This is a genomic window from Polynucleobacter sp. Latsch14-2 (assembly GCF_018881925.1).
In the GTDB taxonomy this organism is placed as follows: Bacteria; Pseudomonadota; Gammaproteobacteria; order Burkholderiales; family Burkholderiaceae; genus Polynucleobacter.
Genome location: NZ_JACVPL010000006.1, coordinates 68,769 through 90,939, shown reverse-complemented (window position 1 = coordinate 90,939; position 22,171 = coordinate 68,769). Strand labels below are relative to the sequence as shown.

The following is a 22,171-nucleotide window of genomic DNA, read 5'->3' as shown; positions in this document are numbered from 1 at the left end:
TCTAGCTTACTGTAATGCAGAAAATATTGCTAAATTAGCCTTAGCGCCGAGTTACTTTTTGACTGCTTTTTCTGCTGCCTCAAGCGTATTCATAAGGAGCATGGTGATGGTCATTGGACCAACGCCGCCGGGTACAGGCGTAATCCATCCAGCAATATATTTGGCGGCATCAAAATCAACATCTCCGCAGAGTTTTCCGTCGGGTAAACGATTGATGCCTACATCGATAACAACAGAGCCATTTTTAACCATGTCGCCACTAATCATCTTGGGTTTGCCAGTGGCTACCACTAGAATGTCGGCATCTTTGGTGTGGTGGGCTAAGTCACGCGTTTTGCTATTGCAGATGGTGACAGTCGCACCTGCTTGTAAAAGCAACATAGCCATTGGTTTACCCACAATATTAGAGGCACCAACAATGACAGCGCGGGCACCGCGAATGGGGTAGTCAATGCTTTCTAGCATCTTCATGCATCCGTAAGGGGTACAGGGCTTGAATTCCGGGTGACCAACCATCAAGGCTCCGGCGTTAGCAATATGAAAGCCATCAACATCCTTTTCAGGAGCAATTGCCTCTAGCACCCTCTCGGTAGCGATATGATCTGGTAATGGGAGCTGGACCAAGATCCCATGAATTTTGGGGTCTGCATTTAGCAGTGCAATACGAGCAAGCAATTCATCTTCACCTAGCTCGGCAGGATAACGCTCTAAAACAGAATAAAAGCCAACATCTTCGCAGGCCTTCACTTTGTTGCGCACATACACCTGACTAGCTGGATTATCACCAATAACAATGACTGCCAATCCTGGGCGTACACCCTTTGCAGTGACAATAGCGGCTCGCGCGGTTATCTCTGCACGAAGCTTTTTGGAGAGGGTATTACCGTCGAGTAGTTGTGCTGGCATAACTTGAAAAATGATTAAATCGGTTGAGGGTCTGACAAGGCAAGACGTAGTAAGTCTGCAACCGTATTGACACTTAACTTCTCCATAATATTGGCGCGGTGCGCTTCAACTGTTTTGATAGATATGCCAAGATCGTCGGCAATTTGTTTGTTTAGTCGACCTGCAACAATTCTTTCAAGTACTTGGCGCTCACGACCGGTGAGTTTGCTGAGAAGGCTTTGGGTGATCTTGCGTTGACTTGCTTGTGCATAATCAATACGAGCTTTTGCCAGCATTCGATCAACCAAACCACATAGATCATTTTCTTTGAAGGGCTTTTCAATAAAATCAACAGCACCCCTTTTCATGGTCGATACCGCCATTGACACATCACCGTGTCCAGTAATAAATGCCACTGGCATTGGAAGGTGATCATTCAGTAATCGTTCTTGTAGTTCAAGACCCGACATTCCGGGCATGCGCACATCTAAAATAGCGCAGGAGATAGTGGACTTATCGGTACTTTGTAATGATTGAAGAAAGCGTTCCGCGCTAGCATGGCAACGCACAATATAGCCATTACTTTCTAGAAGCCATGTGAGGGAATCTCGCACCGCTTCATCGTCATCTACAACATAGACTACTTCGGCTTGGTTCGGTTTTGTCGCTGTGCTCATATTCATGTAGGATCTCGCGGATAAGTCTAGATACGATTTTTAAACTATTGCCCTTGAATCTATTGATTCCAGGGGTAATAGTATTGTAAAGGTGCAGCCAACCAGCTTTGTATGTTCTGGGTCCATGTGGTTTTTAGCCCAAAGTCGACCATGGTGAGATTCGATAATGGAGCGGCAAATATTCAAGCCCATACCCATTCCGTCGGGTTTAGTGCTGAAAAAGGGTTCGAACATCCTCTGGATAACGGATTCTGCAATGCCTGCACCAGCATCTGTTACCTCTATTTTGAGCATAGCTGGAAAGGTGCTGGTATCGAGATCGGCAGAAATTTTGACAGGGGGTGCAGACCATCTTGATGATAGGGGGTAGACATCTCGGAGGCTATCTAGAGAATTTTTTAGTAAATTCACCAAAACTTGCAGAATCAAGATTGGATCAAGATCTACATGAGGCAGGTTGTCGGCTACATGTGAAGTGATATTTAAGCGATGACGGTGCGCTTCAATTTCCACTAAGCCAACCGCGTCATTAATGATATCGGCAATTGCGCATGATTTACGTTGGGGTTCGCTGCGTTTAACAAAACTCCTGATGCGCTGAATGATTGTGCCTGCACGCACAGCTTGTTCCGCTGCTTTTTCAAGGGCCGGCAATATGTCTTTATTAATCTCGGGGTCAACCAGTGCTTTGAGTCGGTTTACGACCCCCATGCAGTAATTGGAGATGGCTGAAAGTGGTTGATTCAATTCATGCGCAAGTGATGAGGCCATTTCACCCATGGTGGTGAGACGACTCGTAAACTGCATCCGTTCTTCTTGTTGGCGATTTAGATCATCAGCTTCTTTGCGCATGGTGATGTCGGTTGCAATCAAAAGTTGTGCCAAATGTCCATCCACCCAGGGGATGAAGCGACGTCTTACCTCATACCATTTAACACTATTTTCCAAAAGTTGAACTTCTTCTGATTCGGATTCTTGGTAAAGCAAGGAGTGTGCAATTCCTGGCGTCTTATTGCCATATTCCTCGGCAAGTGTTTGCATAGTTTTAAATGCCAATTCACCACCCGCTAAATCTAGATGACCTTTGGGGTTATCACCAAAGCGCTCGCGGTAGAAGCGGTTTGCAAACAGCAGTTCGCCTGTTTGGATCGACAGAACTGAAACAGCAGCATCTAGCCCTTCAAGAACAGTAATAAATCGCTCCTGAGACGCGGCAAGTTCTTCACGAATTTTCTTTGGCTCTGAGATGTCGATTAATGACGTTACCCAACCCGTTTGATTGCCTCGTTCATTAATCAATGGTGCGATAAAAGTCCTCGTTTGAATCTCACTACCATCACGACGCAGTACGCTGCCTTCGATTCCGCCTTTCAATGGGAGGCCGGTATTGAGCTCAACTGCACGATTCATCTTGGCGCTTAATTCATCCTTCCTGCCAGCAGGCCAAAAAGGGAAGGGTGGCAAAAGACCAATCAGCTCTTTGCTCGACCAGCCCGTCATTTCGCAGAAGGCTCGATTCACATAAGTGATGCGTTTATCCATATCATGAGCGCGAATTCCCACGGGGGTGGAATTCTCCATCGCACTCCGGAAGTTGGTTTCAGTTCTGAGATTGGCTTCCGCCTCTTGACGAACCTGCATTTGTTTTAATACCGACCATAAACTCCAAACCACGAAGGCGCTTAACCCAAGTACAACTCCAATTAACATTCTGAATGTTAAATTTGTTGGCGGCGGATACGTATCAATCCGCAGGACTAAATTGGGGCTGAGAACGCCGACGTCTAAACTAGTTTGATTGCTAAAGGACCGTTTCGGAGTATCTCGGTCAGATGAAATGGCTAAGATCGTTTCGTGATCTGTTAAGAGCGTGAAGCGATATTGGCTTTTCAGTTCACCAGGTATAACGTCAAGTACCCCCTGGGCTGTATAGAGAGCAGCTAAAGCACCAGTGATTTCACCGCCATTGATAATGGGTACGACTTGCCAAAAAACCGTTTTTCTTTCTTTGGCTAATGGCTCATCATTTGATAGATTTGAGGTGATGAAGGGGCTAAATGCGGGGCGGTTGGCTAATTTACTTAATTCAATTGTTTTTTTCAGCGCCTGATTTATCGCTGGACCATTTTCTGTTTTTGTATACCAATCTGATTTATTTCCTGACGGTGGCATGGCCCACTGACGAGCATTATTTTCATTAAGCCATATGACTTCAGAAATTTCATGGTTATTTAGGACAAAGTTTTCTAGTTGGTCTAAAGCGCTAGCGCGCAATTTTTCTTGATCGCTATTGGCAGCCAAGTCTCTACTAATAGAAAGAAGTAACTCGGTATTGTTTAGAAACCGCAATTGAATTCGTTGCTTTGCAAACGAGAGTTCGCGAAATAGGGCAGATTCTTGCTGGGTTTTTTCTTGCAACTGAAGGGTGCCTAAAATAATCCCCATTACCGCTGTAAAAATCACAATTGCTAACAACGGTGTGTATACAAGCCTAAACCCCCGAATTCGTCGGAGCCATTTGCTTGGGCTCAGTTGCCAGATTGAAAAGCGCTTGTATGTCATGAATAGCCTTTATTTTGCCTTATGGAGTGCTATTTCTTAGGTATTTCAATGATTTAGATGCGTTGCAATAAATTATCATATTATGAGAAATATTATCATTATGTGAAAAATTCCTTGTTTACACCCATATACCTTCCTAGAATATTGCCTATAGAGTGAATGATTAACACCGAAGTTCCTTATGGAGGCAGGTTATGGCAGCAGTTCCAGAACAAATATTGGGTAAAACGAGTGCGCAAGATGCAGATCCCGCAGAAACTCAAGAATGGTTGCAGGCGCTTGATGGTGTCATCAAGACAGAAGGGCCAGAAAGAGCTGCCTATTTAATCGATCAGCAAATTTCTCATGCTCGAGTGAATGGCGTTAATCAGCCTTTTCATGCCGAGACTCCTTATATCAATACCATTCCCGTTGAGCAGCAGGCTCGCTTACCCGGAGATCAAAACGTTGAACATCGAATTCGCTCCTACACACGCTGGAATGCCATGGCCATGGTATTGCGTGCCAATAAAGACACGAACGTTGGTGGTCATATTTCTTCTTTTCAGTCTGCCGCAACTTTATATGACGTTGGCTTTAACCATTTCTGGCATGCACCTTCGCCAGAACATGGCGGCGATTTAATTTTTGTACAAGGCCATTCAGCCCCTGGTGTATACGCTCGTGCTTACATGTTAGGTCGCTTGGCCGAAGAGCAGCTCAATAATTTCCGTCAAGAAGTTGGTGGAAAAGGAATTTCCAGCTACCCGCATCCTTGGTTGATGCCAGATTTTTGGCAGTTCCCAACGGTATCCATGGGTCTTGGTCCGATCATGGCTATTTATCAAGCGCGCTTTATGCGTTACTTGGCCGATCGGGGTTTTGCTAAGACAGAAGGCAGAAAAGTTTGGGCCTTCTTAGGTGATGGCGAAACAGATGAGCCAGAGTCATTGGGTGCGATTGGTATGGCTGGCCGTGAAAAACTCGACAACCTTATATTTGTAATCAACTGCAACCTACAGCGTCTAGATGGCCCTGTACGTGGCAATGGAAAAATTATTCAAGAGCTTGAGAGTGAGTTCCGTGGTGCCGGTTGGAATGTCATCAAAGTAGTTTGGGGTGGTCAATGGGATGCTTTATTTGCACGCGATAAAAAAGGCATCTTGATGCAGCGTTTAGGCGAAATTGTGGATGGCCAATATCAGACCATGAAGGCTAAAAATGGTGCTTATGTTCGTGAAACTGTATTTAACACCCCAGAGCTAAAAGCCTTAGTTAATGACTGGACTGATGATGAGATTTGGCAACTCAATCGTGGTGGCCATGATCCCCATAAAGTCTATGCAGCATTTCATGCAGCTGTAAACCATAAAAATGAGCCTACCGTTATCTTGGCGCACACCATTAAAGGTTATGGCATGGGTGGCTCTGGTGAGGCAATGAATATTGCCCACCAGGCAAAGAAAATGAACGCTGATGACGTCCGTCGTTTCCGTGATCGTTTTGAAATACCCGTCAAAGACGAGCAACTTGATGAAATGCCGCTCGTTAAATTTGCAGATGGTAGCTTAGAGCTTGAGTATATGAAAGCTCGTCGCCACGAACTTGGCGGTTATTTGCCGCAGCGTCGTACAAAAGCCGAGAGTCTACCTGTGCCTGCTTTGGATGTATTTGCGCCGATGCTGGAGGCAACTACGGAAGGTCGTGAGATTTCGACAACAATGGCGTTTGTGCGACTGCTAAATACCATCTTGCGCGATAAAGTCTTAGGCAAGAGAGTGGTTCCCATCGTTCCAGATGAGTCTCGGACTTTTGGTATGGAGGGCATGTTCCGTCAGCTCGGTATTTGGAACCAACTTGGTCAACTCTATACACCAGAAGATCATGATCAATTGATGTTCTACAAAGAGGATAAGCACGGACAAATCTTGCAAGAGGGCATTAATGAAGCTGGCGGTATGTGCGATTGGATCGCAGCAGCTACCTCTTACTCTACGCATGGTGTTCCCATGTTGCCTTTCTATATCTTCTATTCCATGTTTGGGTTCCAGCGGATTGGGGACTTAGCTTGGGCTGCGGGCGATATGCGCAGTCGTGGCTTCTTGTTAGGTGGTACCGCCGGCAGAACTACTTTGAATGGCGAGGGTTTGCAGCATGAAGACGGCCATAGTCAAGTGTGGAGTGCTGCTGTTCCTAACTGCATCAGTTATGACCCAACATTCTCATTTGAGGTAGCAGTGGTGATTCAAGATGGTATGCGCCGGATGTTAGAGGTGCAAGAAGACGTGTACTACTACATCACCTTGATGAACGAAAACTACGCTCATCCAGCAATGCCGAAGGGTGCAGAGCAAGACATTATCAAAGGGATGTATAAGTTGACATCCGTTGGTGATGCCAATGCCAAGTTGCGCGTGCAATTACTTGGCTCTGGAACAATCTTCCGTGAAGTGATTGAGGCAGCAGAAATGTTGCACAAAGATTGGGGGGTTGCGTCTGACTTATGGGGTTGTCCAAGCTTCACTGAGCTCGGACGTGATTGGGCTGCTGTGCATCGTAGCAATCTTTTAAATCCTGCTGCAACACCTGTCTTGTCCCATGTGGAAAAATGCCTAAAAGATACAACAGGGCCTGTGATTGCGGCTACTGACTATGTGCGTTTATTTGCCGAGCAGATTCGTCCGGCCATTCAGCATATTGGTCGTCAATATGAAGTGCTTGGTACCGATGGTTTTGGTCGTTCTGACACTCGTGAGAAGTTGCGCGATTTCTTCGAAGTCGATCGTCGCTGGGTAGTATTAACAGCCTTGCGATCATTGGCAGATGCCGGACAGTTTGATCGTCAGAAGCTTGCTGAAGCAATCAAGAAGTACGGTATTGATGCTACTAAACCCAACCCAATGACGGTTTAACTAGAGATTGAAATATGAGCCAATTAATCGAAATTAAAGTCCCTGATATTGGGGATTACAAAGATGTGCCAGTTATTGAGGTCTTAGTTAAGGTCGGCGATACCGTAGAGAAAGAACAATCAATCGTTGTGTTGGAATCCGATAAAGCAACCATGGATGTGCCTTCTAGCCACTCTGGCGTAGTCAAAGAGGTGAAGGTCAAGATTGGTGATTCACTATCTGAAGGTTCGGTGGTTATCATGCTGGAGGAGGCGGCTTCTGCGTCGATGCCCGCAGTGGCGCCAACACCAGCAGTTGCGGTAGCGCCTGAACAAAAAACTCCTCCGGTTGAGCCTCCAATAAAGTTGGCTCCACCTCCACCGCCGGTTAGCATCACACCTCCTCCTGCAGATGACAATGTGAGTCATGCGAGTCCATCTGTCCGTAAATTCGCACGCGAACTTGGGGTAATCGTTTCGCAAGTGAAGGGTACTGGGCCTAAAGGTCGCATTACGCAAGATGATGTCCAGGCGTTTGTAAAAGCCGCTATGAGCGGTGGGGGCAACTCTAGTAGTGCTTCTGGCGGAAGCTTGGGTGGATTGAATCTGATTCCATGGCCAAAAGTCGATTTTGCCAAGTTTGGTGAAATTGAGCGTCAACCACTCAATCGTATCAAGAAGCTGACTGCTGCTAATTTGGGTCGTAACTGGGTCATGATTCCTGCGGTGACGTATCACGAGGATGCAGATATTACTGATTTAGAGGCTTTCCGCGTTCTCACTAATAAGGAGAATGAAAAGCAGGGCATCAAGATCACCATGCTGGCATTCATCATGAAGGCAGCTGTTGCTGCCCTAAAAAAATATCCCGAGTTTAATAGCTCGCTCGATGGCGACGATTTAGTTTTGAAGAAATATTTCAATATTGGCTTTGCAGCTGATACCCCAACCGGTCTTGTCGTTCCAGTGATTCGAGATGTCGATAAAAAAGGCATCTTTGAAATTGTTAAAGAAACATCTAATTTGGCTGCACTTGCACGCGATGGGAAACTCAAGCCAGATCAAATGCAGGGTGCTAGCTTTACCATCTCCTCATTGGGTGGCATCGGTGGAACTTATTTTGCACCCATTGTGAATGCGCCAGAAGTCGCTATCCTAGGTGTTAGTAAGGCTGCAATGAAGCCAGTATGGGATGGTAAGCAATTCGTGCCTCGTTTGATTTGCCCATTATCTTTGACTGCTGACCATCGGGTGATCGATGGTGCACTTGCGACTCGTTTTAATGTCTATGTTTCTCAACTCTTGTCCGACTTCCGTCGCGCAATTCTCTAAGGGGGATCCATGTCAAAACAGATGATCCTCGTACCAGATATTGGTGACTATTCAGATATTCCAGTGATTGAGGTATTAATCAAAGTTGGTGATGTCATTCAAAAAGAGCAGCCCTTGTTGGTGCTCGAGTCTGATAAAGCCACTATGGAAATTCCAGCAGACACAGCCGGAACTGTCACAGCGATTTCTCTTAAATTAGGCGACAAAGTTAGTAAAGGTAGTGTGATTGCCGAGGTTGAAGTTAGTGCTGAAGCAACAGTCACCCCAAAGGCCGCACCTGCAACCGTCATTACTTCAACTCCAGCAGTAGCGCCAACCCCCACACCAATTGCAGGGCAATATAGCGGTAAAGTCGATCACGAGTGTGAGTTATTAGTTTTAGGCGCTGGCCCCGGCGGTTATAGCGCAGCTTTTCGCAGCGCTGACTTGGGTATGAATACCGTATTAGTAGAGCGTTACGCTGCCTTAGGCGGTGTCTGCTTAAATGTGGGTTGCATCCCATCTAAAGCTTTGCTGCACACTACATCTGTCATGGATGAAGTTAAGACGATGGCAAAACATGGCATTACCTTTGGTGCACCAAAGATTGAGATCGATCAACTGCGTGGCTACAAAGAATCTGTGATCGCTAAGTTGACCGGCGGATTGGCTGGTATGGCCAAAGCGCGTAAGGTAAAAGTTGTGCGTGGACTAGGACATTTTTTGGATGCCAATCACGTTGAAGTGCAACTCACTAGTGGTGATGGCCAGGATCTCACGGGATCTAAGGAAGTGATTCGTTTTCAGAAGGCGATTATTGCGGCCGGAAGTCAACCAGTGAAACTTCCTTTTTTGCCAGTAGATCCACGCATTGTTGATAGCACTGGCGCTTTGCAGTTAAAGAGCATACCTAAACGGATGCTAGTGATTGGTGGCGGCATTATTGGCTTAGAGATGGCAACCGTATACAGCACTCTTGGCTCACGTATTGATATTGCTGAGATGCTGGATGGTCTCATGGCGGGTGCAGATCGCGACTTAGAAAAGGTCTGGGAAAAGTTCAATGCCGGTAGATTTGAAAAGGTCATGCTTAAAACTCGTGCTGCTAAAGCTGAGGTTAAGTCTGATGGTATTGAAGTGACATTCGAAGGTGAAAACGCGCCTGCAGAACCACAGACTTACGATTTAGTGCTGGTGGCAGTAGGGCGCTCACCAAATGGCAAGAAGATTGACGCAGCTGCCGCTGGGGTGCAAGTTGATGAGCGAGGATTTATTCCGGTCGATAAGCAGATGCGAACCAATGTCCATAACATTTTTGCAATCGGTGATCTTGTTGGTCAACCAATGTTGGCACATAAGGCTGTTCATGAGGGACATGTTGCCGCAGAAGCAGCCGCTGGTCAAAAGTCCTATTTTGACGCTAAGCAAATTCCTTCAGTTGCTTACACAGACCCAGAGGTAGCATGGGCTGGATTAACTGAAGAGCAATGTAAGGCGCAAGGGATTGCCTATGAGAAAGGTTTGTTCCCATGGGCTGCTAGTGGGCGGGCGATTGCTAATGGCAGGGATGAGGGTTTCACTAAATTGATTTTCGATGCCGCAAGCCATCGCATCATTGGCGGTGGAATTGTCGGTACTCATGCCGGCGATCTCATAGGTGAAGTTTGCCTAGCAATTGAAATGGGCGCGGATGCGGTTGATATTGGAAAAACCATTCACCCTCATCCAACACTAGGGGAGTCGGTAGGTCTTGCCGCTGAAGCTGCGCACGGACACTGCACCGATTTGCCACCAGTTAAAAAGAAGTCTTAGCTTGATTCAAGGAAAAGAAAAGCCCCGATTAGTCGGGGCTTTTTTGTGATGCAATACTAGCAAATCATTAGAAGTTATTTCTTCTTAGCAGCTTTGCTCGCCGTATCTGCAGCCTTCATGACTGTATCGGTTGCACTGCTGAGATTGCTTTGAGCAACTTCGACAGCTTGCTTGATAGCCTTCTGACTAGTCTCAAATACATTGCTAGCTGAGGCAATCGCTTGCTTCATAGCTTGAACAGCAGCATCAGAGCCTGCGGGGGCATTCTTGGTCCAGTCTTCAACTAAAGCATTCATTTTTTTCTGACCAGCCTGCAACTCTTTTTCTGCTGACTTTGTGAAGCTAGCTTGCGTTTCATGTGCTAACTCATATAAGTGACGACTGTAGGCCATAATCTTTTCAGCCATTGGTTGAACCGCTTCAGCCTGATGGGCGAGAAGTTGTTGAATATCTTTTACCTCTAAAGCTTTTTTGGCGTTGGTCATACTGTCGCCAAGACTTTGTTTGGCAATGTGCATATTTAGCTCTACCAATTTCTCAATACTTTGAAGTGCCTGATTGGTGAGTCCGCTCAAGGTTTCTAAATTCGCTTTTTGTGCTGCTGCTATTTGTTCTGGTGTTAAGTTCATTTCAATCCCTTTCGCTTGGACTCGTTTGTTCCTCACTATGAGGCTTTAGATATCTAATATCAACTTTAGATATTATAACCATATTATGTTGCAATGCAATATAAAATAAGTCCCGCCACTAGGGGCTAGTAGACAAGAAACAGCCTAAAATCACCTACAAAGTTAAAAAAATTCAATATATTCAGCAAGTTACTTATGCAATTAAAACTAGAAACCTGTATTGCCCCCATATTTGTGCTGATTTGGAGTACTGGGTTCGTGATTGCGCGTATGGCTATGCCTTATGTAGAACCAGCAACCTTTCTATTTTGGCGTTTTGCTGGTGTTCTTATGGCGATGGCGGCATTAAGTCTTGTATGGAAAATCGACTGGCCAAGTAGAACTCAAATAGCCCACATTGCGATTGCAGGACTTTTATTACAGTTTGGCTATCTTCTTGGTGTATGGTTTGCAGTTCGCCTAGGGATGGCTGCTGGACTAGTTGCCATCATTGTTGGTTTGCAGCCCATCATTACCGCCTGGTTTGCAGCATGGGTTTCAGAAAAGGTTTCGCCAAGGCAATGGATAGGATTGGGTTTTGGTTTTGCGGGTGTTGCTTTGGTTGTTTTGGAAAAAATTAGCTTTGCCCATATACCTATTCTGAGCTATATCTTGGCTTTTGCTGCCTTACTATCCATCACCTTTGGTACTTTGTATCAAAAAAAATATTGCCCCGTTTTTGATCTTCGTGCTGGTTCATCTATTCAATTTGGGGCTTCCGCAATACTCTGTTTTGCCTGTATGTATTTCTTTGAGTCTGGCGTAATGGTTTGGAATGTTCCTGTAATTGGCGCTTTGCTCTGGGCTATTTTTCCCTTATCCATTGGGTCGATTAGCCTTTTGTTCATGATGATTCGCAAGGGCGCAGCAACTAAGGTAACCAGCTTACTTTATCTAACGCCACCAACCACGGCACTTATGGCTTGGCTCTTGTTTGATGAGCCATTTAATGTGATGATGGCGGCTGGGCTTGCCCTGACCATGACGGGTGTGGTTTTGGTAAACGCTCGCCAAGCAAACTCGGTGGCAACCATTGCTGAATAGTGGGAGTCCACCGGCTTAATTGATCAAAATGGGGCGAATAATTCTGCCTTTGATCGCGAAAGTAATTATCATTCCGTATGTCAAAAGTTTTGGAAGGTTTTTGGGGATGCGCTTGAATCAATCTTGGCTCTGTGCCTTAACATGTCTATTGATGGCAAGCCCCGCAATTTATGCCCAATCTGCATCCAAGGATAAAGCGCCTAAGGCCGCAAAGGTCAGCAGTAAATCCGTAGCAAAAGCGCCCAAAAAACCCAAAACGGTACGCATTACCGTAACCCGTCCGACTACCCCAATTGTTGATGCAAGACCTTCGTTTGCCACTGCACTTGGTTTGCGCGGTCAGCACGATGAGTTAAGTTTAAAGTCGAGCGTAGTGATGGTGATGAACCAAGACACTAAGGATATTTATTACGAAAAAAATCCTTCAGTTAGCTTGCCTATTGCATCTATTTCCAAATTAATGACAGCAATGGTGGTATTGGATGCCAGGTTACCTATGGACGAGACGCTCGTCATAAACGAAGAGGATGCGCGCATCTATCGACATTCACGTTTAGCGGAGGGCACCGCATTAACCCGCGAGGATGCATTGCATCTTGCTTTGATGAATTCTGAAAATCGCGCAGCATATACTTTGGCGAGAAATTATCCAGGAGGGCTGCCAAGTTTTATCGCCGCTATGAACCATAAGGCCAAAGAACTTGGTATGGATCACACCCACTTTTCGGACCCGACCGGATTAACAAGTGAGAATGTCGCTTCAGCAGAGGACTTAACGCGCATGCTTAGCGCTGCTTACCAGTACAAATCCATCCGTGAATTTTCTACTTGGCCTGAATTCACAATGGTGATTCGCAATCGCCCGCAGAAGTTTCTGAATACGAATCGTTTAGTGCGCGCTGGCGATATGGATATTGGATTGCAAAAAACAGGATTTATCAATGCTGCCGGTAGATGTTTAGTGATGCAGGCTAGGGTCAACAACACGCCATTGCTACTTGTTTTCCTGGACTCGGTTGGGACTCAATCTCGTTTTGCTGATGCCGTTAGGGTGCGCGATTGGTATGAGCGCATGCCACCAGGCGAGCCTAAGCCTATTCGACGATTGATGTAGGGTGCATCCTAATATTTAGAATCAGAAATTAGTCTTTGCTGCTACTAGGTTCTGTACTTTTGGGTTTATATCCCATGCCTTTAGAAATTTGTAGCGCCGTATCTTGCAAGGCTCGCAACCAATCCGCATGAATCCGATCCGTTGGCGCACTCAAGGAGAGGCCGGCAACCAATTTTCCAGTGTCATCCAAAATCGCGGCGGCAAGGCAACTTACGCCAAGCTCAAGCTCTTCATTATCTTTGGCATTACCAAGCTGTCGGACTTGATTGAGTTCGGCTTCTAGTCGGGTTAAATCAGTAATGCTATTTCTTGTGTGGCCAGACAAGCCCGTTCGTGTAACGTAGGCACGTACTTGGCCAGCATCATCACTAGCTAAGAATAACTTTCCTACGGAGGTCAGGTGTAAAGGCGCGCGTCCACCAATCGCTCTTACAACTTGCATGCCTGAGCGCTCACTATAGGCGCGATCGACATAAACGATTTCATCTCCCTGTCGTACTGAAAGATTAATCGTTTCACCAGTAAGTTTGTGGAGTGCACGCATTGGCACTTGTGCGGCCTCTCGAACAGAAAGTCTGGCTTTGACTAAATTACCAAGCTCTAATAGTCGCAAACCAAGTCTATAAGTGCCCCCATCGCCACGTTCGACCATTCGACAAGCCACCATATCATTTAAGATTCGATGGGCTGTAGAGGGGTGTAGGCCTGTTTGTTCTGCTAAAACCTTAAGGCTGCTAGATTCTTCATGTTCAGCCAGAGCATCGAGCAAATTCATCATGCGCTCGAGTACCTGAATCGCTGTTTTACCAGCCTCGCCAGGTACTTTTTGAGTTTTTAATAATTTGCTCGAGTTCATTCTTGCAATTGTAGCGACTATCTGGGCGGTATTGCATATTATGAAATCCCATTTTGGGGCATATTACCCAGTACATTGAACTAAGTTAGTCGCGCAGAGCTTTAGCGCAGTCTGAAATCAGCGCCGGACCTTTATAGATTAGTCCGCTATAGAGTTGGACCAAGTTAGCACCCGCAGCAATTTTTTCCTGAGCGTCCTCGCCAGATAAAATACCGCCAACACCAATAATGGGCAACTGCTCGCCGAGGCGGGCTTTTAGGGTTTTAATCACAGCAGTTGAAGCATCTTTTACAGGAGCGCCAGATAAGCCACCAGCTTCTTTCCCATGCTCCAAGTTAGCAACAGCAGCACGGTCTGTAGTGGTGTTTGTGGCAATAATGCCATCCATGCCAAATTCCAAAAGGAGGTCGGCAATAAGATTGATATCCGCCGGGTCTAGATCTGGCGCAATCTTTAAAAAGAGCGGCTTGCGAACACCATAGCGATTGCTAAGTTCTTTTCTGGCGAGATCTAGGCTACCCAATAGGGTGCGCAGCATTTCTTCGCCTTGTAATGCGCGAAGATTCTGGGTATTTGGGGATGAGATGTTGACTGTAATATACGAGGCAATTTCATAAACTGCATTCATTGATAGGACATAGTCTTGGGCAGCATTTTCAATGGGGGTACTAGCATTTTTTCCAATATTTAAACCCACAATGCCACCATTTTGCCAATACTGAGAGCGGCGAACGCGTGCTACACATGCCTCTACGCCATCATTATTAAAACCCATGCGATTGATCAGTGCATCTGCCTCAGGCAAACGAAACATTCTTGGCTTGGGGTTCCCAGGCTGCGGCCGAGGGGTTACCGTACCAATTTCTAAAAAGCCAAAGCCTAAGGCTCCCAAAGCATCAATATGCTTACCATCCTTGTCTAAGCCAGCAGCTAGTCCAATTGGGTTTGGGAAGGTGATGCCGCATATAGTTAGAGGGTTAGGTGCAGGTTGAGTGATAAAGCAATCTAGTAGCCCCCAACGATAGGCGCGATCTAAATTACTCAAGGTAAGCTCATGGGCTCGTTCGGGGTCTAAGCAGAATAGCCAGGGGCGCAAAAAGGAATAGCTGTTGATCATGGGTAGTTATTATGACTCAGCAATCTCTTGCCAGTGGTCATTTACCAAGCCCTCAATAGGTCGATATTTGGATTTGTAGGACATCTTTTCGCTATCTTGAATATAGTAGCCAAGATATACGTATGCAAGCTTAAGTTCAAGAGCTTGCTGGATCTGCCACAGAATGCTGTAACTGCCATAACTGGCTGAATTCTCTTGAGTATCAAAAAAAGTGTAAACCGATGAAATGCCCTGCTCAAGGATATCTATCATGCTGACCATACGCAGTCTACCCGGGTGAGAGCCATTCGCACTATCTCTAAATTCAACAATTCTCGAGTTAACCCGGCTTTGCAATAAAAATTGCATGTACTGATCTTGATCGTCATGATCCATTTCTCCGCCAGCGTGCCTATCATTTTGATAGCGCTGGTAAAGCTGGTAATGCTCTTCTTGATAACCCAATTTCAAAACATGTGCCTCTAGATTGCCATGTTTTTTAAAGGCGCGGCGTTGGCTGCGGCTAGGTTTAAATTGAGCTGCTAATACTCTTGTTGCGATGCAAGCCCTACATTCGTCACAATAAGGGCGGTAGGTATATAAGCCGCTCCGACGAAAGCCTGCATTTACTAATTCACCATAGATATCAGCATGAATGAGGTGTGATGGCGTAGCAACTTGAGAACGAGCCGTTTTTCCCGGTAAATAGCTACAGGGGTAGGGTGCAGTTGCATAAAACTGCAAGGCAGTAAGCGGTAGTTCTTTGAGTTGTGTCATAGCCAATGTTTCAAGATATCTTTTTCAAAATCCCAACATATCTCTATATTAGTTTGATTTAATGAGGTCTGCAGTTGCTCTAGAAATTCTTGCCTAGAAATGGGTGTGGCGCCTAGGGAGCTCAGGTGCGCAGTCTCTTGTTGGCAATCAATCATGGCAACTTGATGCTGTCCGCACCACGCAACTAAAGCTGCCAATGCAAGTTTTGATGCATTCGTTTGACGGCTAAACATGGATTCACCAAAAACCATGCCACCAAAAGAGACGCAATAAAGACCTCCAACAAGCTGATTCTGCTCTAAGATGGCAATGCTATGTGCATGACCTTGATCATGTAGTTGAGTATAGGCATCCATAATTTCATGGGTGATCCAAGTGCCATCCTGATTTTTACGCTTACTAGTAGCGCATGCTCTAACAACTGCACCAAAGTCGGCATCAACCTGAACTTGAGAGCTTGGTTCATTACAAAAATGCCGTATTGTTTTTTTGAGTGAGTCGCTACATTTAAAGTTATGGGGTTTTAAAATCATCCGAGGATCTGGTGACCACCAAAGCACTGGTTGATTATCTGAGTACCAAGGAAAAATTCCCAGTTGATAGGCGGCAGCAAGTTGACCGGGGTAAATTTTTTCACTTACAGCAATGAGACCAGGAACGCTTGGATCTGGATCTGGCGTATAAAGGGGGTTCGGAAAAGCTTCGCCCAATCCCAGCCAATGTATTTGACGCATGACTTCTGAGATTTAAATCTTTTCGTTACGAGAAATATCTCGAGCGCGAACATTGAGTTCTATTGACCCCTGAAGTAACCCTGCAGCCCGATCCGCAAAAAACCATTCAAGTGTTTGCTTCACTGTCGGAAAAGCCAATTCCGACCAAGGGATGTCTCGCTCATTAAATAGCGCCACTTCAAGACTCTCTTCGCCAGCCTCAAAATGTGGGCTGGTCATGTTTGCTAGATAAAACAGGTGCACCTGTTCTGCATGCGGCACATTAAGGAGTGAGTATAAAGTTCCAATCTCAACGACTGCCCCAGCTTCTTCAAGAGTCTCTCTTGCAGCGCCAGCGGCAGTACTTTCACCAAGTTCCATAAATCCAGCCGGCAAGGTCCAATAACCATATCTAGGTTCTATGGCGCGGCGACAAAGTAAAACTTGATCGCGGAAAACTGGAATACTGCCAACCACATTCCGTGGGTTTTGGTAATGGATGCTGCCACAAGAGTCGCATACATGACGCTCGCGCGTGTCATCTGCCGGTACTCGGATCGTGATCGGTGAGGCGCAATGGGGGCAAAACTTCATAAACACTTTCTAAAAATATGCCAGTATCGTGCCCCGTAAGGCATTAGTTAGCATAATCTCTTTTGCATTGAGTACATCGCTAATAGTTAGGTTTGCCTCATGGGCATTCCATTGCGGATTTGCAATAATGCTGTCGCGCATTACTCCAGGAAGAACGCCTGCAGATAGTGGGGGCGTTAACCATTTATCAGATTTGTTATCTTTGATAAAAATACTAGCTCTTCCACCTTCAGTCACATGACCTCGCTCATTGGTAAAGAGAGCATCAAAGCCACCCCTTATTTCCGCTGCCTTCCAAGCCTCGTCATATAGTTTTCTATGCGTGGTTTTATGACCCAATAAAGGATTGTTCGATTGCATTACTACATTCCCCGAATCCTTTAAAAGGTCTTTTGCCCAATATAGTTTTACACGTTCCGGTAGTGGATCTATGTCTCCTACAGTGCAGGACAATTTCCCATCTTGAGTCAAATCAACTCGTAGGCGGTGCTCTTCATCCAAATTAAGTGACATGCAAGTTCTGGCAATGATGTCTCTAAGTTCATCTTCATGAAGCGGTATTCCTAATGATTTTGCTGATTTTTGCAGTCGGCTGAGATGCGCATTCAGTAATTGTGATTGTCGATTCTTCACGCGAATTGTTTCAAATAAACCAACACCGCTTGGGAGTGAGGTTAAAAACGAAGATTTAATAAGACACTCTTCCCACTCTTGAGCAGGCGATGAATCAATCGTAATTCCAGCGCCAACTCCCAAGGTAAAACATGAATCCTTAGTGCCAGCGTCCTCTTCTACTTCGATAGTGCGAATAGGTACGCTCAAAGCGAAGTCGCCACCAGGGTCAAGCCAACCAAGGGCGCCGCAGTAATACCCGCGATCCTCAGGCTCAAGCCCCTGGATGATCTGCATGCTGCGTTTTTTTGGTGCGCCAGTTACTGATCCACATGGAAAAACAGACTTTAATACATCTATAAATGTAGTGCCTGACTTCAATTTTGCATGCACGGTCGATGTCATCTGCAAAACATCGCCATGCTGTGCAACTGCAAAGAGGCTTGGCGTATTGACTGACCCAGGGATTGCAATGCGACTAAGATCATTGCGCAGTAAATCAACAATCATCACGTTTTCAGCTCGATTTTTAGGATCTTCTGAAAGTTCTCTGGCTGAGCAATTTAGGGCACTGGCAGTGCCTTTCATGGGCCTTGCTGTAATAAGGTCACCATGGCGCTGCACGAATAGCTCGGGAGACTGAGAGAGTAAAAATTGGGGGGCGTTATCTATGTAGGCCCCAAATTGACCCGGCTGACGTTTGCGCAATTGGGAATATATCTTTAGTGGGGCGCCGTAGATCTTCCCTTTGACTCGATAGGTATGGTTGATTTGATAAGTATCGCCACTACGAATATATTCTTGGATACGCTCAATATCCTGATTAAATTGGGCTTTATTGAGTGACTCATTGAGGTCCATAATTCCTGCAATGTTGTCAGTGCAATCGAGGGCCGTTAGTTGATTGGAGATTAAATCATCAACCTGGTCTTTAGAAAGCGCTCGATAGGAAGCAAAAGACCATGCCTGAATAATGGGATGGCTAGTGCTTCTTGTTGGAATCTGCTGAAATACATGACCTAGTTCATATGCAAAAGTCGCGACCACAAACTCTCCACGGTCAAGAGCTTGCGAGATTTCTTTTAGACACAACTCTACATTGAGTAGCGTTTGGATGTCATCGGCCTTTGGCTTAACGCACCAGGAATATAGCGGATCTTGGTATAGACGACTCGAGGCATTGTGAGATGTACTGTAAGCGTCATCTAACAAAATCATTGAGAAACCTCGGTCGACCAGAACGATTGCTTACTTAAGAATGGTGGCTGATTCAATAATGACAAGTTTACTAGGTACGTCTGACATGCGACCCATTCTTGGTGTTGGGGCCACCATAGTCGGCACCTTACGAATCGCATCAATGGTTTGATTGCCTGAAATCACCTTACCAAATACAGTGTAGCCATTGCCCATTGCATTGGGATAATCTAAACCCTGATTATCTTTAACGTTGATGAAAAATTGAGCTGTTGCTGAATCTGGGTCAGAGGTGCGGGCCATAGCAATGCTGTAAGTCAGGTTCTTCAAGCCATTTTGTGCCTCCGATGCCACTGGAGCATCGGTTGGTTTTTGATTTAAGTCTTGAGTGAATCCGCCACCTTGGATCATAAAACCATCAATGACTCTATGAAAAATAGTGCCATTATAAAAACCAGTTTTGACATAGTTTAGAAAATTGGCAGACGTTTTGGGGGCTTTATCTGTATCTACTTCCACAGTAAAGTTGCCCATATTGGTTTTGAATTCAACTTTAGGCCCAGCGAATGCAAGACTAGTAGTGAAGCAACTTGTTGCAATGAGAAGGCTTGTGATTAATTTGCGCATATTATTTCCTTGGTAAAAATGAGAATATATTGAAAAATCAGTAGGATAGTTATGAATTATTTTTTCTTGGCATCTTGATCTAATTTTCTCAAGAAGGCCATCTTTTCCGCAATTTGTGTTTCTAAGCCGCGTTCAACTGGCTGATACCAATGTGGTTCAGTCATACCCTCTGGTAAATAATTCTCGCCTGCCGCATAACCATGTGTTTCATCGTGGGCATAACGATATTCCTTACCATGACCCAATTCTTTCATGAGCTTAGTAGGGGCATTACGTAAGTGGTTTGGGACGGGCTTGCTTTGGTCATTCGCCACATAGGCGCGGGCCGCATTAAATGCTTTGTAGCTTGCATTACTCTTTGATGCTACTGATAGATAAATGACGGCTTGGCCAAGGGCAAGCTCTCCTTCGGGTGAGCCAAGGCGCTCATAAGTTTGAGCTGCATCATTTGCTAGTTGAATCGCTCTTGGGTCAGCAAGCCCAATATCTTCCCACGCCATGCGAATAATTCTTCGAGCTAGATATCTGGGGTCAGCGCCGCCATCTAGCATTCTGCACAACCAGTAGAGAGAGGCATCTGGATTGGACCCTCTCACCGATTTATGGAGTGCAGAAATCTGATCATAAAAGTAATCGCCGCTTTTATCGAAACGTCTTGCATGAACTGTAATGGCATTTTCAAGAAATGCTTGATCGACCTTTGTGATGGCTACGTTTGCCCCAGCAACTGCATTGGATATTTGCTCAACTAAGTTTAGGAGGCGACGCGCATCGCCATCTGCATTGCTGATCAAGGCGTTAATTGCGTCATCATCAAATTCAACCCGAGGAAGTGCATGCTGATGAGCTCGCTCAAAAAGTTGTCGCAACTCTTCCATACTGAGCGACTTCAGAACATATACTTGTGCGCGTGAAAGCAATGCGGAGTTCACTTCGAATGAAGGATTTTCGGTGGTGGCACCAATAAAGGTAAAAAGACCCGACTCCACATGAGGAAGCAAAGCGTCTTGTTGACTTTTGTTAAACCGGTGTATCTCATCAACAAACAAAATTGTCTGGCGTCCATACTGGGCCATATTTTGCTGCGCATGGTTAATCGCCTCCCGAATTTCCTTAACCCCGGCCAACACGGCTGAAATGGCTATGAACTCACGATCGAAGGCTTGTGCGGATAAGCGCGCCAAAGTTGTTTTACCAACACCGGGAGGCCCCCATAAAATCATTGAATGGGGTTGACCTGATGCAAAAGCGAGGTTTAGGGGCTTTCCCGCTGCCAGTAGATGGGTTTGTCCAATGACTTCTGCAATTTGTTTTGGGCGCAAAGCTTCTGCTAAGGGTGGCGAGGGGGTGCTATCAAAAAGAGAAGGCATCGCGAGTAGAGGCTTACGTCTGTATAAAAAGGATGACGATAGCAGCCCAAATTAGGCAAATAACAGCAACCATAGTGAGATGCTTGCGTATTGTCATGAATTCAACACGCGCTTCCTCGTTATTAAAATAGTATGAATATGTATTTTGATCAATATTGCGTTGAATAAGCAAAGTTGCTGCAAGAATTAGCAGCCCAACGGGAATATAAATATGCAATGCAATCCAGGAAATAATCGCTGGGATTACACCCCAAATCCAAGCATTTCTATCAAGCCAGCGGTCTTCGCTGAGGGAGTTTCCTAATGTGTGTAGATTGGCGCCCCAATGTATAGCCCCCATAAACGATGTGATGATGGCGCCGTAGCCTGCGAGTGACTCAGCGCTCAGATAATTAATGGGTGTTGGCGCTAGTTGCACCATAAGTGCCAATGCAATAAAAGGTATGAGTCCAGCGTAGGATAGTTTGCGGATGAGTGGCGATAAATGATTCACAAGAAGTTAGTATTTTCTGAGTAAGGGTTGGATAAAAGATTATTGATCGTAGTCATACACGCCGCGCCCAGTCTTGCGGCCTAAATAGCCGGCAGCTACCATTTCGCGAAGCAGTGGGCATGGCCGATATTTGGAGTCACTGAAGTTTTCAAAATAGACCTCCATCACCGCTAAGCAGGTATCTAAGCCAATGAGATCGGCTAGAGCCAGTGGGCCAATAGGTTGATTGCAGCCTAGCTTCATCCCGGCATCAATATCTTCTGGGCTGGCTAAACCTTCATGCAATACAAAAAAGGCCTCATTGATCATCGGCAGCAGAATGCGGTTCACTACAAATCCCGGTGAATTTTTAACGGTGATAGGTTCCTTGCCAATGCGTTTAGCCATCTCAATAATGGCGGCATGGGTCGCATCACTAGTTTGTAAGCCTCTTATCACCTCAACCAAAGCCATCAATGGTGGCGGGTTAAAAAAGTGCATGCCGATAAAGCGTCCAGGATTTGAATCTAGAGCGGCAAGCTTGGTAATGGATAGGGAGGAGGTATTGGTAGCAATGATTGTGTCTTTGCTAACAATTTCATCAACTTGTTTCAAGATCTTTTCTTTAATGGCTTGATTTTCAGTTGCCGCCTCAATCACAAGGTGTAGGATTTTAAAATCCGCATATGAGGTGCTCGTTTTTATCCTGTTAAGCGCCGCATTTTTACCTTCAAGACTCAAGGTTTCTTTCTTAACTAGTCGATCTAGGCTTTTGCTAATCTGAGATAAGCCCCGCTCAAGCGCAGCATCATTGACATCCACCATGACGACATCAAGACCAGCTACAGCGCAAACTTGTGCGATGCCATTACCCATTGTTCCTGCGCCAATGACCCCCACTGATTGAATAGTCAT

At 45.6% G+C, this 22,171-nt stretch carries 19 protein-coding genes; 5 read left to right on the top strand and 14 right to left on the bottom strand.

Annotation, left to right across the window (positions count from 1 at the left end):
* Positions 1-51 precede the first annotated feature (51 nt).
* Genes folD through ICN46_RS07070 form a run of 3 tightly spaced genes read right to left on the bottom strand, consistent with a single transcriptional unit; the run spans position 52 to position 4,124 of the window.
* Positions 52-906, bottom strand: coding sequence for a bifunctional methylenetetrahydrofolate dehydrogenase/methenyltetrahydrofolate cyclohydrolase FolD (gene folD, locus ICN46_RS07080; protein WP_216206510.1), 855 nt, complete (start codon positions 904-906; stop codon positions 52-54).
* 14 nt (positions 907-920) lie between these two features.
* Positions 921-1,568 carry a response regulator transcription factor gene (locus ICN46_RS07075; protein WP_216206507.1) on the bottom strand — a complete coding sequence of 216 codons (648 nt, stop codon included), beginning with the start codon at positions 1,566-1,568 and terminating at the stop codon, positions 921-923.
* Positions 1,569-1,601: 33 nt separating this feature from the next.
* Positions 1,602-4,124 (bottom strand): PAS domain-containing sensor histidine kinase, encoded by a 2,523-nt coding sequence (locus ICN46_RS07070; protein WP_216206505.1) that lies wholly within the window; start codon positions 4,122-4,124, stop codon positions 1,602-1,604.
* Between the two features lie 194 nt (positions 4,125-4,318).
* Between ICN46_RS07070 and aceE the strand changes: the two genes are divergently transcribed.
* From aceE to lpdA, 3 genes are read left to right on the top strand one after another with little or no spacing between them, the layout of a single operon-like run.
* A complete protein-coding gene (aceE, locus tag ICN46_RS07065; protein WP_216206502.1) occupies positions 4,319-7,015 on the top strand; it encodes a pyruvate dehydrogenase (acetyl-transferring), homodimeric type in 2,697 nt (898 codons plus the stop codon).
* Between the two features lie 14 nt (positions 7,016-7,029).
* Entirely contained in the window at positions 7,030-8,325 is a 1,296-nt protein-coding gene (aceF, locus tag ICN46_RS07060; RefSeq protein ID WP_216206499.1) for a dihydrolipoyllysine-residue acetyltransferase, read from the top strand.
* 9 nt (positions 8,326-8,334) lie between these two features.
* Complete coding sequence (gene lpdA / locus ICN46_RS07055; protein ID WP_216206496.1) at positions 8,335-10,116, top strand: dihydrolipoyl dehydrogenase; 1,782 nt, start codon at positions 8,335-8,337, stop codon at positions 10,114-10,116.
* 74 nt (positions 10,117-10,190) lie between these two features.
* Here lpdA and phaP read toward each other — a convergent pair whose 3' ends face one another.
* Positions 10,191-10,745: a phasin family protein gene (gene phaP, locus ICN46_RS07050; protein ID WP_216206493.1), complete on the bottom strand. Its 555-nt coding sequence runs from the start codon at positions 10,743-10,745 to the stop codon at positions 10,191-10,193.
* Between the two features lie 195 nt (positions 10,746-10,940).
* Here phaP and ICN46_RS07045 point away from each other — a divergent pair, with 195 nt between their 5' ends.
* Both ICN46_RS07045 and ICN46_RS07040 read left to right on the top strand, forming a co-directional pair.
* A complete protein-coding gene (locus ICN46_RS07045; protein WP_216206490.1) occupies positions 10,941-11,828 on the top strand; it encodes a DMT family transporter in 888 nt (295 codons plus the stop codon).
* A 106-nt stretch (positions 11,829-11,934) separates the two neighbouring features.
* Positions 11,935-12,942: a serine hydrolase gene (locus tag ICN46_RS07040; RefSeq protein WP_216206488.1), complete on the top strand. Its 1,008-nt coding sequence runs from the start codon at positions 11,935-11,937 to the stop codon at positions 12,940-12,942.
* Between the two features lie 28 nt (positions 12,943-12,970).
* On the opposite strand, the gene ICN46_RS07035 is transcribed toward ICN46_RS07040, so the two are convergent.
* From ICN46_RS07035 to ICN46_RS06990, 10 genes are all read right to left on the bottom strand, one after another.
* The gene (locus ICN46_RS07035; RefSeq protein ID WP_216206485.1) at positions 12,971-13,798 is read right to left on the bottom strand and encodes an IclR family transcriptional regulator; all 828 of its coding nucleotides are present in this window, start codon (positions 13,796-13,798) and stop codon (positions 12,971-12,973) included.
* Between the two features lie 85 nt (positions 13,799-13,883).
* Positions 13,884-14,915, bottom strand: coding sequence for a quinone-dependent dihydroorotate dehydrogenase (locus ICN46_RS07030; protein WP_216206482.1), 1,032 nt, complete (start codon positions 14,913-14,915; stop codon positions 13,884-13,886).
* 9 nt (positions 14,916-14,924) lie between these two features.
* Positions 14,925-15,671 carry an arginyltransferase gene (locus ICN46_RS07025; protein WP_216206479.1) on the bottom strand — a complete coding sequence of 249 codons (747 nt, stop codon included), beginning with the start codon at positions 15,669-15,671 and terminating at the stop codon, positions 14,925-14,927.
* Entirely contained in the window at positions 15,668-16,405 is a 738-nt protein-coding gene (gene aat, locus ICN46_RS07020; RefSeq protein WP_216206475.1) for a leucyl/phenylalanyl-tRNA--protein transferase, read from the bottom strand. Before aat ends, ICN46_RS07025 begins: the two co-directional genes overlap by 4 nt.
* Positions 16,406-16,417: 12 nt before the next feature.
* A complete protein-coding gene (locus ICN46_RS07015) occupies positions 16,418-16,978 on the bottom strand; it encodes an NUDIX hydrolase (protein WP_216206473.1) in 561 nt (186 codons plus the stop codon).
* A gap of 9 nt (positions 16,979-16,987) precedes the next feature.
* Positions 16,988-18,808, bottom strand: a complete 1,821-nt coding sequence (locus ICN46_RS07010; protein WP_216206471.1) for a bifunctional chorismate-binding protein/class IV aminotransferase — start codon at positions 18,806-18,808, stop codon at positions 16,988-16,990.
* Positions 18,809-18,838: 30 nt separating this feature from the next.
* The gene (locus ICN46_RS07005) at positions 18,839-19,414 is read right to left on the bottom strand and encodes a peptidylprolyl isomerase (RefSeq protein WP_216206468.1); all 576 of its coding nucleotides are present in this window, start codon (positions 19,412-19,414) and stop codon (positions 18,839-18,841) included.
* A 56-nt stretch (positions 19,415-19,470) separates the two neighbouring features.
* Positions 19,471-20,784: a replication-associated recombination protein A gene (locus ICN46_RS07000; protein WP_216206465.1), complete on the bottom strand. Its 1,314-nt coding sequence runs from the start codon at positions 20,782-20,784 to the stop codon at positions 19,471-19,473.
* Positions 20,785-20,797: 13 nt separating this feature from the next.
* The gene (locus tag ICN46_RS06995; RefSeq protein ID WP_370625492.1) at positions 20,798-21,277 is read right to left on the bottom strand and encodes a DUF3429 domain-containing protein; all 480 of its coding nucleotides are present in this window, start codon (positions 21,275-21,277) and stop codon (positions 20,798-20,800) included.
* Between the two features lie 39 nt (positions 21,278-21,316).
* Positions 21,317-22,171 (bottom strand): 3-hydroxybutyryl-CoA dehydrogenase, encoded by an 855-nt coding sequence (locus ICN46_RS06990; protein WP_216206462.1) that lies wholly within the window; start codon positions 22,169-22,171, stop codon positions 21,317-21,319.

What these genes read in the sequence shown, in the direction of transcription:
- aceF (WP_216206499.1), top strand. Translation starts at nt 7,030, where the DNA reads ATGAGCCAATTAATCGAAATTAAAGTCCCTGATATTGGGGATTACAAA.
- lpdA (WP_216206496.1), top strand. Translation starts at nt 8,335, where the DNA reads ATGTCAAAACAGATGATCCTCGTACCAGATATTGGTGACTATTCAGAT.
- aat (WP_216206475.1), bottom strand. Translation starts at nt 16,405, where the DNA reads ATGCGTCAAATACATTGGCTGGGATTGGGCGAAGCTTTTCCGAACCCC.
- ICN46_RS07030 (WP_216206482.1), bottom strand. Translation starts at nt 14,915, where the DNA reads ATGATCAACAGCTATTCCTTTTTGCGCCCCTGGCTATTCTGCTTAGAC.
- ICN46_RS07075 (WP_216206507.1), bottom strand. Translation starts at nt 1,568, where the DNA reads ATGAATATGAGCACAGCGACAAAACCGAACCAAGCCGAAGTAGTCTAT.
- ICN46_RS07015 (WP_216206473.1), bottom strand. Translation starts at nt 16,978, where the DNA reads ATGAAGTTTTGCCCCCATTGCGCCTCACCGATCACGATCCGAGTACCG.
- ICN46_RS07025 (WP_216206479.1), bottom strand. Translation starts at nt 15,671, where the DNA reads ATGACACAACTCAAAGAACTACCGCTTACTGCCTTGCAGTTTTATGCA.
- ICN46_RS07045 (WP_216206490.1), top strand. Translation starts at nt 10,941, where the DNA reads ATGCAATTAAAACTAGAAACCTGTATTGCCCCCATATTTGTGCTGATT.
- ICN46_RS07010 (WP_216206471.1), bottom strand. Translation starts at nt 18,808, where the DNA reads ATGATTTTGTTAGATGACGCTTACAGTACATCTCACAATGCCTCGAGT.
- phaP (WP_216206493.1), bottom strand. Translation starts at nt 10,745, where the DNA reads ATGAACTTAACACCAGAACAAATAGCAGCAGCACAAAAAGCGAATTTA.
- ICN46_RS07040 (WP_216206488.1), top strand. Translation starts at nt 11,935, where the DNA reads ATGCGCTTGAATCAATCTTGGCTCTGTGCCTTAACATGTCTATTGATG.
- ICN46_RS07000 (WP_216206465.1), bottom strand. Translation starts at nt 20,784, where the DNA reads ATGCCTTCTCTTTTTGATAGCACCCCCTCGCCACCCTTAGCAGAAGCT.
- ICN46_RS07035 (WP_216206485.1), bottom strand. Translation starts at nt 13,798, where the DNA reads ATGAACTCGAGCAAATTATTAAAAACTCAAAAAGTACCTGGCGAGGCT.
- aceE (WP_216206502.1), top strand. Translation starts at nt 4,319, where the DNA reads ATGGCAGCAGTTCCAGAACAAATATTGGGTAAAACGAGTGCGCAAGAT.
- ICN46_RS07070 (WP_216206505.1), bottom strand. Translation starts at nt 4,124, where the DNA reads ATGACATACAAGCGCTTTTCAATCTGGCAACTGAGCCCAAGCAAATGG.
- ICN46_RS06990 (WP_216206462.1), bottom strand. Translation starts at nt 22,171, where the DNA reads ATGACTATTCAATCAGTGGGGGTCATTGGCGCAGGAACAATGGGTAAT.
- ICN46_RS07005 (WP_216206468.1), bottom strand. Translation starts at nt 19,414, where the DNA reads ATGCGCAAATTAATCACAAGCCTTCTCATTGCAACAAGTTGCTTCACT.
- folD (WP_216206510.1), bottom strand. Translation starts at nt 906, where the DNA reads ATGCCAGCACAACTACTCGACGGTAATACCCTCTCCAAAAAGCTTCGT.